Origin of the sequence: Neisseria oralis, from assembly GCF_045062685.1 — a bacterium.
Lineage (GTDB): Bacteria > Pseudomonadota > Gammaproteobacteria > Burkholderiales > Neisseriaceae > Neisseria > Neisseria oralis.
In genome coordinates, this window is record NZ_JBJGEB010000003.1 from 57,453 (window position 1) to 70,730 (window position 13,278).

Genomic DNA, 13,278 nt, shown 5'->3' on the forward strand with positions numbered 1-13,278 from the left:
TGAAAAGGCCGTCTGAAATTTTCAGACGGCCTTTGGATTTTACAGCTTCACCGAATGCTCGCGCGTTTCGTGGAACACGATGTCTGGCCAGCGTTCTTGCGTGAGTCCCAAATTCACGCGGTTGGGGGCGAGGTAGGCGAGATTGCCGCCTGCGTCGATGGCGAGATTGCCTGCATTGGCTTTTTCAAACTCCGCCAGCTTTTTCTTGTCTTCACACGATACCCAGCGCGCCGACCAGATGGATGCGCTGTCGAACACGGCCTCTACGCCGTATTCATTGGCGAGGCGTGAGGTAACGACTTCAAACTGCAACACGCCGACCGCGCCCAAAATCAAATCCGCGCCGCTCATCGGTTTGAACACCTGTACCGCGCCTTCTTCGCCGAGCTGTTGCAGGCCTTTTTGCAGTTGCTTGATTTTCAGTGGGTTTTTGATGCGGACGCTGCGGAACAGTTCGGGCGCGAAGAAGGGGATGCCGGTGAACGCCAGTTGTTCGCCTTCGGAGAAGCTGTCGCCGATTTGGATGTTGCCGTGGTTCGGGATGCCGATGATGTCGCCTGCGTAGGCTTCTTCCACCAGCTCGCGGTCGTGCGACATAAATGTAACCACGCTGGACGCGGCGATTTCGCGGTTGATGCGCAGGTGTTTCATCTTCATGCCGCGTTCGAATTTGCCGGAGCAGACGCGCAAAAAGGCGATGCGGTCGCGGTGTTTCGGATCCATATTGGCTTGGATTTTAAAGATAAATCCGGAAAACTTCGGCTCGTCCGGCTCGACCATGCGCACGGTCGCGTCGCGCGGTTTTGGCGCGGGCGCCCAGTCAATCAATGAATTGAGGATTTCCTGAATGCCGAAGTTGTTAATCGCCGAGCCGAAGAACACGGGCGTGAGTTCGCCGGCGAGAAATTCGTCGAGATTGAACTCGTTGGAAGCAGCCTGCACCAATTCGATTTCGTCGCGCAACTGTTGGATTTCCAATGGAAAGCGTTGTTCCAGTTCGGGATTATTGATGCCTTTGATGATGTCGAACTCGTGCGGCAGCCGTTCGCCGCCGGCTTCAAAGAGATAGATTTCGTCGTTCAGGATGTGGTACACGCCCTTGAAGTTTTTGCCCATGCCGATGGGCCAAGTAACGGGCGCGCAGCGGATTTTTAAAATATTTTCCACTTCGTCCAGCAATTCCAAAGAATCGCGCACTTCGCGGTCGTATTTGTTCATGAAGGTAACAATCGGCGTATTGCGCAGGCGGCAGACGTTCAAGAGTTTGATGGTTTGCGCTTCCACGCCTTTTGCCGCGTCGATGACCATCAACGCGCTGTCCACGGCGGTCAAAACGCGGTAGGTGTCTTCGGAGAAGTCTTGGTGTCCCGGCGTGTCCAAGAGGTTGACGGTGTGGTCTTTGTAGTCGAACTGCATCACGCTTGATGCCACGGAAATGCCGCGCTGTTTCTCGATGTCCATCCAGTCGGAGGTGGCGAATTTGCCGGTTTTCTTGCCTTTTACCGTACCCGCGCTCTGAATCGCGCCTGAAAACAGCAACAGCTTTTCAGTCAGCGTGGTTTTACCCGCGTCGGGGTGGGAGATGATGGCAAATGTGCGGCGGCGGCGCACTTGGTCAAGGATTTCTTGGGACATGGGCTTTCTTTGCAAAAAGGTTCAGGCCGTTTTTTCAGACGGCCTGAGAGATATTTGAGATGGCGGGGATTGTACAAAAAAATGCCTGTTTATTCAATGATTGGGCGGAGCAAAGGCCGTCTGAAAATTTTTCAGACGGCCTTTGCCATGAATCCATTCTTAAATATCCATCGGTTTCCAGTCCGCGCCTTTTACCGGCGGCAGCCACGACTGCGTGCCGCTGGCGGCAAGTTTCCACAGGGTGTCGGGGAAGCCGTAATGGTCTGCGCGCGTCGTATCAAGTTGCGTTTCGATTTCGGCTTCACGGCCTTCAAGGATTTGTGTGGTGATGTGCGGATTGAGCATAACGGTTTTGCCCAAAGCGATAAATTCCGCCCAGCCGGTTTCATAAGCGGCCAGAATTTGATCGGCAGTAAACAGGTTGCCCACGCCGATAAGGGGCAGTTTGCCGTTGATGCGTTCGTGGATGAACTGCATACGGGTTTGTGCCGTATCGCCGCCGCGTCGGATTTTTTTGTCGAATTCCCACAGGGAAATGTGCAGGTATTGCAGCGGCTTCTGTACCAGCGCGTCAATCAGTGCGCCGGTTTCGGTCATGGTCAGCCCGTCTTCGCCTGCTTCTTCGGGCGAGAAGCGGTAGCCGATGATGAAGTCGTTGCGTTGGTGTTTGTCGCGGACGGCGGCGATGGCATCGACGACGGCGAGCGGGAAACGCATTCTGTTTTCCAAACTGCCGCCCCATTTGTCGCTGCGGCGGTTGCTTTGGGCGGAGTAAAACTGTTGGATTAAGTAGCTGTTTGCGCCGTGGATTTCCACGCCGTCAAAGCCTGCGCGAAGTGCCAAATCGGCAGCTCGGGCGAAAGAGGCGACCAGTTCGTCCACTTCTGCAGCACTCGCTTCGCGCGCACCTTCCGCCTCGTTGGCGGACGCGCTGATTTTATCGCGGCGGTTGAGTTCCGCCATGGCTTTGTAGCCGCCGTGATGGATTTGCAGAATCGCTTTCGCACCTTGTTTTTGAATGAGTTGGGCGGTTTCTTTCAAGCTGTCGAGGCAGTGTTCGCCCGTGGCTTCGGGTTGGCCGGGAAAGGCTTTGCCCCCGTCTTGAACCAAGGTGGCGGCGGCGATAAAGAGACCCATATCGCCAGCGCGGTTGCCGATAAACGCGCGCTCTTGATCGCTGATTGAACCGTCGGCGTGCGAGCCGAAATGGGTCATGGGTGCAACGGCAAGGCGGTTTTTGACGGTTACGCCGTTGTTGAGGGTGAAGGGTTGGAAAAGCGGAGCGTATTTGGGATTCATGGGTATGCCCTGTGATGAGTGGACGATTGTTAAAGAATTGGGCCGAGTGCGGATTTATCAAGCGTAAAGGCCGTCTGAAACTATTTTTCAGACGGCCTTTTGTCCTTAAACGCTTATATTACAGGTTCGGATTAACGATGATTTTGACGGCGGATTCGTTGTTGTGAATCAGACGCTCGAAGCCTTCGGAAATCAGCTCGTCCAGCTTGATGCGCTGGGTGATGAAAGGTTCGAGGTTGATTTTGCCTTCTTCCACCAGTTTGATGGTTTCGGCGTGGTCGTTGCAGTAGGCGATGGTGCCGCGCACGTCCAGCTCTTTCATCACGACGCTGTGGACGTTGATGGTGGCGGGGTGGCTCCAAATGGATACGATGACCAAGTTGGCAGCAGGTTTGCAGGCCTCTACCAAGGTATCCATAACTTTGTTCACGCTGGTGCATTCGAATGCCACGTCCACGCCTTCACCGTTGGTCAGTTTTTTCACTTCTTCGACGACGTCGACTTCGGACGGGTCGAGGATATAGTCGGCAACGCCGGATTCGCGGGCTTTGTCTTTACGCGCTTTGCTCAATTCGGTGATGATGACTTTGATGCCTTTGGCTTTCAACACGGCGGCAAGCAGCAAACCGATAGGGCCTGCGCCGCCGACCAATGCCACATCGCCTTCTTTCGCGCCGCTGCGGACGTAGGCGTGATGGCCGACGGACAGAGGCTCAATCAAAGCGGCTTGGTCTAACGGGATTTTGTCGGAAATCGGATGCACCCAGCGGCGTTTGACGGCGATTTTTTCGGACAAGCCGCCGCCGCAACCGCCCAAGCCGATGAAGTTCATGTCTTTGGAAAGGTGGTAGTTGCTGCCTTCGCCGGTCGGTACGTCATCGCGGATGATGTAGGGTTCGACCACGACGTGTTGGCCGACTTTGATGTCGTCCACGCCTTCGCCGACGGCATAAACTACGCCGGAGAATTCGTGTCCCATCGTTACGGGCGCGGACTCGCCGGAAATCGGATGCGGATGGCCGCAGGGCGGGATGAAAATCGGACCTTCCATAAATTCGTGCAGGTCGGTGCCGCAGATGCCGCACCAAGCGACGTTGATGCCGACGGTGCCGGGGGCAACGGTCGGTTCGGGGATGTCTTCGATGCGGATGTCGCCTTTATCGTAAAAACGTGCTGCTTTCATTGTAACGCTCCTTAACTTTGGGTTGGATGTTTGACGGAAACGGAATGACCGCATCCGCAGCCGGTAAAGTCGGTTATGTATGAATGATTTTTCGTCCGACCTTTTTAGAAACGGCACACACTGCTCAGAATGTACGGTCTGCATATTAAATTGTCTTTATTCTACAATATATCGGGAGCCGGATAAACGGTTGCGGCAAAATCAAGTTGCCTCGGTCAAGGAGATTTCGAAGTGTTTCCGGTTTTTTCAGACGGCCTTATCGATAACTTGTTAAGAATTTTTTTGCGACCGTCGTTTTTTAGGAAGTAGTCATACTGTACCGCGGCATCCGATTTTTTCATGCCGACCAGCACATGGATATGTTCGGCGGCGGATTTTGCCAGCGAATCCAAGGTATATCCGCCTTCCAGCGCGGAAACGATTTTCCCTTTGCAGCTTGAGGCCGTCTGAACGATTTTGTGCGTCAGCCATGCGAAGTCGGCTTCGTGCAGTTTCAGACGGCCCGTTTCATCGTCGCGGTGTGCGTCGAAACCTGCGCAAAGCAATACCAGCTCGGGTTTGAAGGCGGCAAGGCGGGGCAGCCACTGTTTGCGTATGGTGTCGCGGAAGGTAGGGCTGTCCGTACCGGCGGCGAAAGGGGTGTGCAGCATGTTGGTGCTGCCGGTTATGCCGTTGCCCAAATCAGGAAACGGGAACAGATCGGTTTCGAACGCATTGAAAAACAGGATGCGCGGGTCGTCTTTAAAAATTTCTGCGGTTCCGTCGCCGTAGTGGACGTCGAAATCAATGATGGCGATACGCTGCAAGCGGTATTCGGCAATGGCGTGCATGGCGCCGACGGCGACGTTGTTGAGCAGGCAGAAGCCGCCCGCTTGGGAACTTTGGGCGTGGTGGCCGGGTGGGCGGACGGCGCAGAAAGCGTGGCAGGCTTTTTTGTCCATCACCATATTGACCGCCTTGATAACCGCACCGGCAGCGAAACGGGCGGCCTCAAGAGAGCGGTTGCTGATTACGGTATCGTCGTCGAGGCGGTAGATTTTACCTTCCTGCGGCTGCACCGATTCAAGGAAACGCAGGTATCTGCGCGGATGTACCAGCGCAAGCTGCGCATCGCTGACTTCCTCTGCTTCCGCCGCTTGCAGGCGGCGCCAGATTTTCCGGCGTTTGAGTTCTTCCAGGATGGCAGTGATGCGCTGCGGCGATTCGGGGTGGGTGCCGCCGGGTTCGTGCCGCAGGAACATCGGATGTGAAATCCAAACAGTGCGGGCCCTGACGCCCAAGATGCGGCGCAAGATGATGCGCAGGCGGCGGATAAGGTTTTTCATGGAGAAGGCGGGAAGCGGCCGTTTCAGACGGTCTGACTGATAAATATGGTTAATAAATACGGAAATACTTGGAAATTTTTCAGACGGCCTTTAGAATAGCCTAATTTTAAGCCTGCACCAAATGAAATTTTCACGGCAGGCAGTTTCCCGATTCCCATACTATAACTTCAAAGCAGAAAGAACCGATATGGAACAAGGCAGTATGTTGACGCAATTTGCACCGCTGATATTGATTATGGTGGTGTTTTACTTCCTGATTATGCGCCCGCAGCAGAAAAAGTTTAAAGCGCATCAGGCAATGCTGGCGGATTTGAAGGTAGGCGACAAAGTGCTGTTGACCGCCGGCTTCAAAGGCAAAATTACCAAAGTGGGCGAGCAGTTTTTTACCGTCGAAATCGGTCGCGGCGTGGATGTAGAAGTCGAGCGCAATGCGATTGCCGCCAAAACAGAATAAGCTGATTTAACCGAAAAGCCGCACCGAATCGGGTTGCGGCTGTTTGTCTTTCAAAAACCGAAGGTTTTGCCATGAACCGTTATCCCTTATGGAAATACCTGCTGATTGCGTTTACGGTGGTTTTGGCCGTGATTTACTCGCTGCCCAACCTTTTCGGCGAAACGCCGGCCGTGCAGGTATCGACCAACCGGCAGTCTATCATCATCAATTCCCAAACCGAGGCCAAAGTAGCCGCCGCACTGAAAGCGGCAAACATTCCGACAGACGGAATGTTCGTAGTCGATAATTCTTTGAAAGTGCGTTTCAAAGATGCGGAAACCCAACTCAAAGGGCGGGACGTCATCGAAAACACTTTGGGCGAAGGTTACATTACCGCTTTGAACCTTTTGGCCGACAGCCCGGAATGGATGGCGAAAATCAATGCCAATCCGATGTTCTTGGGTTTGGACTTGCGCGGCGGCGTGCACTTCACTATGCAGGTGGATATGAAAGCCGCGATGCAGAAAACCTTTGAACGCTACTCCGGCGACATCCGCCGCGAACTGCGCCGCCGTAAAATCCGTTTCGGTACCATCCGTCAGGCGGAAAACGGTTTGATCGTACCGTTTCAAGATGCCTCGGATGTGCAGAAAGCCATACCCGAACTGCAAAAACTGTTTGTGGAGGCAAAACTGGAGGCCGACGGTTCCAATCTGATTCTTTCGCTTTCTGAAGATGCCATGCAAAAAGTGCGTTCGGATGCGGTAAAACAAAACATCACCACACTGCACAACCGTGTTAACGAATTGGGCGTGGCCGAACCGGTCATCCAGCAATCCGGTATCGACCGTATCGTCGTGCAGCTTCCGGGCGTTCAGGATACTGCCAAAGCGAAAGACATCATCGGCCGTACCGCCACCTTGGAAGTACGCATGGTGGAAGACGATCCGGCCAAAGTGCAGGCCGCATTGGGCGGCAATGTCCCGAGCGGATACGAGCTGTTGTACAGCGCGGGTGAGAATCCCGCGCCGACCTTGGTCAGCAAGCAGGTCGAACTGACCGGCGACAACATCAACGACGCCCAGCCGAGTTTTGATGAAATGGGATCGCCTGCGGTCAGCATCAACCTAGACGGTTCCGGCGGTACGATTTTCGGAGAACTGACTGCCGCCAACGTCGGCAAACGTATGGCGATGGTACTGATTGACCAAGGAAAATCCGAAGTCGTTACCGCGCCGGTTATCCGTTCCGCCATTACCGGAGGCCGCGTTCAGATTTCCGGCAGCATGACTACGGCGGAAGCCAACGACACTTCGCTGCTGCTGCGGGCCGGTTCGTTGGCTGCACCGATGGAGATTGTGGAAGAACGCACCATCGGCCCGTCGCTGGGGAAAGAAAACATTCAAAAAGGCTTTGATTCCACACTGTGGGGTTTTGCCGTCGTCGCCGTGTTCATGGTGGTTTACTACCGCATGATGGGTGTGTTTTCGACTATTGCGCTGACCGCCAATATTTTGTTCCTGATAGCCATCCTGTCGGCGTTGCAGGCGACATTGACGCTTCCGGGCATTGCCGCACTGGCATTGACGCTGGGTATGGCGATTGACTCCAACGTGTTGATTAACGAGCGTATCCGTGAAGAATTACGTGCCGGCGTGCCGCCGCAGCAAGCGATTAATCTGGGTTATCAACATGCTTGGTCAACCATCGTTGACTCTAACCTGACTTCGTTGATTGCCGGTATCGCGCTGTTGATTTTCGGTTCCGGCCCCGTGCGCGGATTTGCCGTGGTGCACTGTCTGGGCATCGTTACCTCGATGTATTCTTCAGTGGTGGTATCACGTGCGCTGGTCAATCTGTGGTACGGCCGCCGCCGCAAACTTCAAACTATCTCCATCGGCACGGTGTGGAAGCCTGAAACGGCCGCCTCCGGGCAGAAAGCAGGTAAGGAGTAAACAATGGAATTATTCAGAATCAAACGCGACATTCCGTTTATGAGCTACGGTAAACTGACCACGTTTATTTCGTTGGTTACGTTTATCGCCGCCGTATTTTTCCTAGTAACTAAAGGCCTGAATTTTTCGGTTGAATTTACCGGCGGCACGGTGATGGAAGTTCAGTACCGCCAGGGAGCGGATGTCAACAAAACCCGTGAGAAGCTGGAGACGCTGAAGATGGGCGATGTGCAGGTTCAGGCTTTGGGTACGAACAAACACATCATGATCCGTCTGCCTAATAAGGAAGGCGTTACTTCAGCCCAGCTTTCCAATGATGTGATGAACCTGCTGAAACAGGATAATCCCGACGTTACCCTGCGCCAAGTCGAATTTATCGGCCCGCAGGTCGGCGATGAATTGGTTACCAACGGCCTGATGGCGTTGGGTATGGTGGTGGCGGGTATCATCGTCTATCTGTCGATGCGGTTTGAATGGCGTTTCGCCGTATCCGCCATTATCGCCAATATGCACGACATCGTAATTATTTTGGGCTGTTTCGCACTGTTTCAATGGGAGTTTTCGCTGACCGTGTTGGCGGGTATTCTGGCGGTGCTGGGTTATTCGGTGAACGAATCGGTGGTGGTGTTCGACCGTATCCGTGAAAACTTCCGCAAACCCGCGATGCGCAACCATACCGTACCGCAGGTGATTGACAATGCGATTACTTCGACCATGAGCCGTACCGTGATTACGCACGGTTCGACCGAAGCGATGGTACTGTCGATGCTGGTTTTCGGCGGCGCCGCACTGCACGGTTTTTCTATGGCGTTGACCATCGGTATTGTTTTCGGCATCTATTCTTCAGTGCTGGTGGCCAGCCCGCTGCTGCTGATGTTCGGTCTGAACCGCGAGAACATTGCCAAGCAACAGAAGAAAAAAGAAGAGGTCGTCGTATAGGCCGTCTGAAAACGGCTTGAACCGGAAAAGAGGATATACTTTATACAGGTATATCCTTTTTTATTGGCCCTTCCGCCGCCTAACTATATATTTCCGCTAGGAGCAGGTATGAATCCGTCGTTAGATGTCGTTATCCCGTGTTACAACGCTGCCGAAACTTTGCGTGCTGCCGCTGAAAGCGCGCTGAAGCAACAGAAAGTCCGAACCGTCTGGCTGGTTGACGATGCGTCGCAGGACGGTACGCAGGAAATAATGACGGAGCTTGCCGCGCAATATCCGGCAATCCGCTGCGAATTTTTGGCGGAAAACGGCGGGGCGGCAAAGGCCCGCAACTGGGGCGCATTGCAGAGCACGGCGGATTTCGTCGCATTTTTGGATGCGGACGATGCCTATGAATCCGATGTGCTGACCGCCGCATACATGGCGTTGTGTAATTTTTATTATCTTGGTTTGGTGCGGTTGAAACTGCGTCCCGTCGGTTTTCCCGAACGCTATACGCGGCACGCAGGTTTCGCCGAAGCGTGGCGGCGTCTGGAAATGACGGTCGGCGGCAATACGGTGTTCCGCCGTTCCGTTTTACTGGCTTGCGGCGGATTTCCTCAAGACGGGTTGTTCAGGAAATTCGGCGGCGAGGATGCCGCACTCGGTATCGCACTGACCCGCAGCAGTGTGGTCGGGACTCTGTTCGGGACGGAAGATGCCGCCGTTCGGCATGTATACCGCCGGGGCATCCATGCCGAGCGCCTGCTTGATACGGCAATCTTCGGGATGACGCCCGCAGGCATCGATGAGAAACATCAGATTGAGGCAGAAGCGGTTACACAGCGGATTTGCGCCAATCTTGCCGAGGTCAAGGCAAATTTGTCCTTTGGACAGACGGGGATCATGGATTTGCAGGTTTCTTATGACCGGTAATTGCAATAATGAAGTTTAGGCCGTCTGAAAAACAATTTCAGACGGCCTTATTTGTTTGTCCGCATTAGTCGGAAACGAGAGCTGTTTTATCTGTTTCTCATTTTTCTGCCTTTGTTTTACCTAATCAGACAATGAATCCAATAGTTTCAGACTAAATCGGTATGTGGATTGTGTCTTTTTTGTATTTTTAATTGATTGAAAAATAAAGAGAAAATATTTTTAGGAGAGATGATGGTGAAAAATACAACAGTTTTTTCAGCCTTTTGGCTGTTTGGATTCCGTGTTTTGTAGTTTGAATGTAATCGGGACATCGGTGTCATGATGCCAACCATCGGTGTCATTTACAATAATTATATAAAATATATTTATACTTAAAGTATGTATTTTTATGGTATATTAAATTAACTGAAAAATGGTATTTTTTAACGCTTAAGTCGGTATGATGAACATCGCCGACAACGCAAAAGGAAATGCAATGCGTTAATTGGAAAAGATATTTGTCAGATATGTTATTTGACAACATAAAAATCAGAAATTTTTGAAAGGAAATGACCATGAAACATTTGATGAAAATTGCCGCCGCTTCTTTAATCGGTATGTCCGGTGTGGGCGCCGCCGCTTCTTCTGTTGTTGCACGCAATATGGCTGATGCCGACAAAAGCAAAAACTGATTTGACGGTATGAAAAACCCGCGAAGCGGGGCAAGAAGAAAAACATTAATGTACTTTATTGATTACGATGAAGGGACCGAAAATGAAAGAAATGATGAAATTGGCCGCCTCTGCCTTAATCGGCATGTCGGGCGTTGCCGCTTCCGCGACCCAAGTGGTGCAAAATATGGATGCTGCCCGGCAATAAGCAGCGTGTTTGGCCGTGTCAATGGTGAGACGGCGGTATGAAAGAAAGTGAGACAGAAATGAAAGGCATGATGAAACTGGCTACGGCCTCGTTAATCGGTATGTCGGGCATTACCGCCTCAGTTGCAGGCGCAGTGCAGAATCTGACCGACGCTTCCAAATAACAGAATGTTGAGGAAAGGCCGTCTGAAACAGGTTTTCAGACGGCCTTTCGCATTCGGGTCAAACCCATCCGGCAAGGTTGCGCCTTGCTAAATCCGCCAGCGCTTCCAGCCAGACGGCGTCGGCGTTCAGGCAAGGGATGTATTGGTATTGCTTTCCGCCGGCGGCATGAAATTGCTCGCGTCCGACCAAGGCGATTTCTTCCAGCGTTTCCAAACAGTCCGATATAAAGCCCGGGCAGAATACATCGAGTTTGGCAACGCCTTGAGACGGCAGGTTTTCAAGCAGGTCTTGCGTGGACGGTTCCACCCATTTCGACCGTCCGAACCTGCTCTGAAAGGAAACGATATAGTCTTTTTCACCCAAAGACAGCGCCTCGGCAAGCAGTTGTGCCGTGCGGCGGCATTCGTCGGCATAAGGGTCGCCGTCGTCATGGTTTTTCTGCGGAATACCGTGGAAACTTAGCAGCAGCTTTTCCCCGCGTCCGTGTTCCGCCCAATAGGCCTGAATATGCTGTTTCATCGCACCGATATAGCCTGCATCGTCGTAAAAGCGGGACACGGTGCGCACGCTCATCTGGTTGCGTTGTTGCGCCAATACGGCGAATATTTTGTCCAAAGCCGCCCCCGTACTGGATGCCGCATATTGCGGATAAAGCGGTATCGCCAAAATTTTTCCCACGCCCTGCGCTTTCAGCTCGCTCAATACGTCGGATACGGCCGGTTTGCCGTAAGTCATCGCATGGCGTACGGTTATACCGTGCAACTTATCTCCCAGCGCTTGGGACAACCGCTCGGTGTAGAGTGCCAGCGGCGAGCCTTCGTCAAGCCAGATTTTGGCGTATCCGTGCGCGCTTTTTTTTGGGCGGAACGGCAAAATCGCGCAGCGCAATATCGGCTGCCATAACCATCGCGGCAGTTCCACCACGCGCGGGTCGGACAAAAAGTCCTTTAGAAACGCCCGCACCGCCTCCGTTGTCGGAGCGTCGGGCGTGCCGAGGTTGAGCAGCAGCACGGCGGTTTGATTTTGCTGGGAATAGGGCAGGGCGGGTTCGGATGCGAAATACGGCATGTTGTTCTCGGCTGGTTGGTTTGCAGGCGGTATTTTAGCAATGAAAAGGCCGTCTGAAAAATCCTGCCGTCCGTCCGCAGGCTTATTGATTTAGAACAGAACGGGAGGACAAGGCGGTCAACGCCGCCGCGTATATCCAGTACAATAGGCCGTCTGAAAAATCCCAAACAAAGCGAGTCGCATTATGCAAAACCCAAAAATCGTCTTTTTCGACATCGACGACACCATTTACCGCAAATACACCGATACGCTGCGTCCGTCCATAGGCGAAGCCATGAGGGCGTTGAAGCGGCGCGGCATACTGACGGCGATTGCCACCGGTCGGCCGCCGGCCGCCGTGCCCGCCAAAGTACGGCGCCTGATTGACGAAACCGGCATCGACATGCTCGTAACCATCAACGGCCAGTACACCGAGTTCCGCGGCAAAGCCTTGCAGGCGTATCCGATGACCGAAACCGAAATGGCGGACATGGCCGCTTTTTTCGACAGTAAAGGCATTGCCTATGCCTTTGTGAACAATAATGAAATAGCCGTATCCGAAGCAACCGAATGGGCGGTGGAAACATTACAGCACATCCTGCCCGAATTTTTGACCGATCGGGAATACTTCCGCAAAAAGCCCGTTTACCAGATGCTGGCTTTTTTTCAAACCGCGCGCGATGCGGAACTGGCGGACAAAATCGCCGCCGCAGGGTTGAAAACCGTGCGCTGGCATCAAAACGCGGTGGATATGCTCCGCGCCGACGGTTCGAAAGCGTGCGGCATTGCCCGTGCTGTGGCGGAACTGGGTATAGACATGAAGGACGTTATGGCCTTCGGTGACGGGCCGAACGACGTGGAAATGCTGCAAACCGTCGGGTTCGGCGTGGCAATGGACAACGGTGATGCCGCTGCCAAAGCCGTGGCGGACTATATCTGCCCGAGCGTGGACGAAGACGGCGTGTTCCAAGGGTTGAAGACGCTGGGCGTGATTGCTTAGGCCGTCTGAAAACAAGAAAACAAACCCGTCCGCCGCAGAAATAAAAAAATTGCGGCGGACGGGTTATTCGGGGGCTTGAATTTGTCGTACTCACCCTAATTTTGCTTTGCATCGCGGCGCGGCCCCCATGCGGCAGTCGCGGGCGGCTGCGCTTTAATTTTAACCGTGCTTGTCGATCAAGCAATTGTTTTTATTATTTTATCGGAGTACACACATGACCATCCGTCCTTTACACGACCGCGTCGTCGTTAAACGCTTGGAAGCTGAAGAGAAAACTGCATCAGGCATCGTCCTGCCCGGCAGTGCCGCCGAAAAACCCGACATGGGCGAAGTTATCGCCGTGGGTGCAGGCAAAATCGGTAAAGACGGCAACCGCCGTCCGCTGGATGTTAAAGTCGGCGACAAAATCATCTTCGGCAAATACAGCGGCCAAACCGTAAAAGCCGACGGCGAAGAGCTGTTGGTGATGCGCGAAGAAGATATTTTCGGCATTGTGGAATAATAAACATCCGCATATTCAGACGA

The 13,278-nt window shown here is 53.2% G+C and carries 11 protein-coding genes; 6 read left to right on the forward strand and 5 right to left on the reverse strand.

Going from position 1 to position 13,278, the window contains the following annotated elements; genetic code table 11:
* Positions 1-39: 39 nt before the first annotated feature.
* The 4 genes from ACI43T_RS03690 to ACI43T_RS03705 form a co-directional block, all read right to left on the reverse strand.
* Positions 40-1,635, reverse strand: a complete 1,596-nt coding sequence (locus tag ACI43T_RS03690) for a peptide chain release factor 3 (RefSeq protein ID WP_405385574.1) — start codon at positions 1,633-1,635, stop codon at positions 40-42.
* Positions 1,636-1,794: 159 nt separating this feature from the next.
* Positions 1,795-2,934 (reverse strand): NADH-dependent flavin oxidoreductase, encoded by a 1,140-nt coding sequence (locus tag ACI43T_RS03695; protein ID WP_405385575.1) that lies wholly within the window; start codon positions 2,932-2,934, stop codon positions 1,795-1,797.
* A 118-nt stretch (positions 2,935-3,052) separates the two neighbouring features.
* Positions 3,053-4,117, reverse strand: coding sequence for a 2,3-butanediol dehydrogenase (locus tag ACI43T_RS03700; RefSeq protein ID WP_405385576.1), 1,065 nt, complete (start codon positions 4,115-4,117; stop codon positions 3,053-3,055).
* A gap of 215 nt (positions 4,118-4,332) precedes the next feature.
* Complete coding sequence (locus tag ACI43T_RS03705; RefSeq protein WP_405385577.1) at positions 4,333-5,442, reverse strand: histone deacetylase family protein; 1,110 nt, start codon at positions 5,440-5,442, stop codon at positions 4,333-4,335.
* A gap of 187 nt (positions 5,443-5,629) precedes the next feature.
* Between ACI43T_RS03705 and yajC the strand changes: the two genes are divergently transcribed.
* The 4 genes from yajC (at position 5,630) to ACI43T_RS03725 (ending at position 9,684) form a co-directional block, all read left to right on the forward strand.
* Positions 5,630-5,896, forward strand: a complete 267-nt coding sequence (gene yajC, locus ACI43T_RS03710; protein ID WP_009174737.1) for a preprotein translocase subunit YajC — start codon at positions 5,630-5,632, stop codon at positions 5,894-5,896.
* Positions 5,897-5,967: 71 nt separating this feature from the next.
* Positions 5,968-7,830, forward strand: a complete 1,863-nt coding sequence (gene secD / locus ACI43T_RS03715) for a protein translocase subunit SecD (RefSeq protein WP_009174736.1) — start codon at positions 5,968-5,970, stop codon at positions 7,828-7,830.
* A gap of 3 nt (positions 7,831-7,833) precedes the next feature.
* On the forward strand, positions 7,834-8,769 hold the full coding sequence (gene secF, locus ACI43T_RS03720) for a protein translocase subunit SecF (protein ID WP_405385578.1): 936 nt from the start codon (positions 7,834-7,836) through the stop codon (positions 8,767-8,769).
* Between the two features lie 108 nt (positions 8,770-8,877).
* The gene (locus tag ACI43T_RS03725; protein ID WP_377080633.1) at positions 8,878-9,684 is read left to right on the forward strand and encodes a glycosyltransferase family 2 protein; all 807 of its coding nucleotides are present in this window, start codon (positions 8,878-8,880) and stop codon (positions 9,682-9,684) included.
* A gap of 1,079 nt (positions 9,685-10,763) precedes the next feature.
* Here the strand turns inward: ACI43T_RS03725 and hemH are convergent.
* Positions 10,764-11,774: a ferrochelatase gene (hemH, locus tag ACI43T_RS03730; RefSeq protein ID WP_405385579.1), complete on the reverse strand. Its 1,011-nt coding sequence runs from the start codon at positions 11,772-11,774 to the stop codon at positions 10,764-10,766.
* 184 nt (positions 11,775-11,958) lie between these two features.
* Here hemH and ACI43T_RS03735 point away from each other — a divergent pair, with 184 nt between their 5' ends.
* The gene (locus ACI43T_RS03735; protein ID WP_405385580.1) at positions 11,959-12,753 is read left to right on the forward strand and encodes a Cof-type HAD-IIB family hydrolase; all 795 of its coding nucleotides are present in this window, start codon (positions 11,959-11,961) and stop codon (positions 12,751-12,753) included.
* A 214-nt stretch (positions 12,754-12,967) separates the two neighbouring features.
* The gene (gene groES, locus ACI43T_RS03740) at positions 12,968-13,255 is read left to right on the forward strand and encodes a co-chaperone GroES (RefSeq protein ID WP_297954759.1); all 288 of its coding nucleotides are present in this window, start codon (positions 12,968-12,970) and stop codon (positions 13,253-13,255) included.
* Positions 13,256-13,278 lie beyond the last annotated feature (23 nt).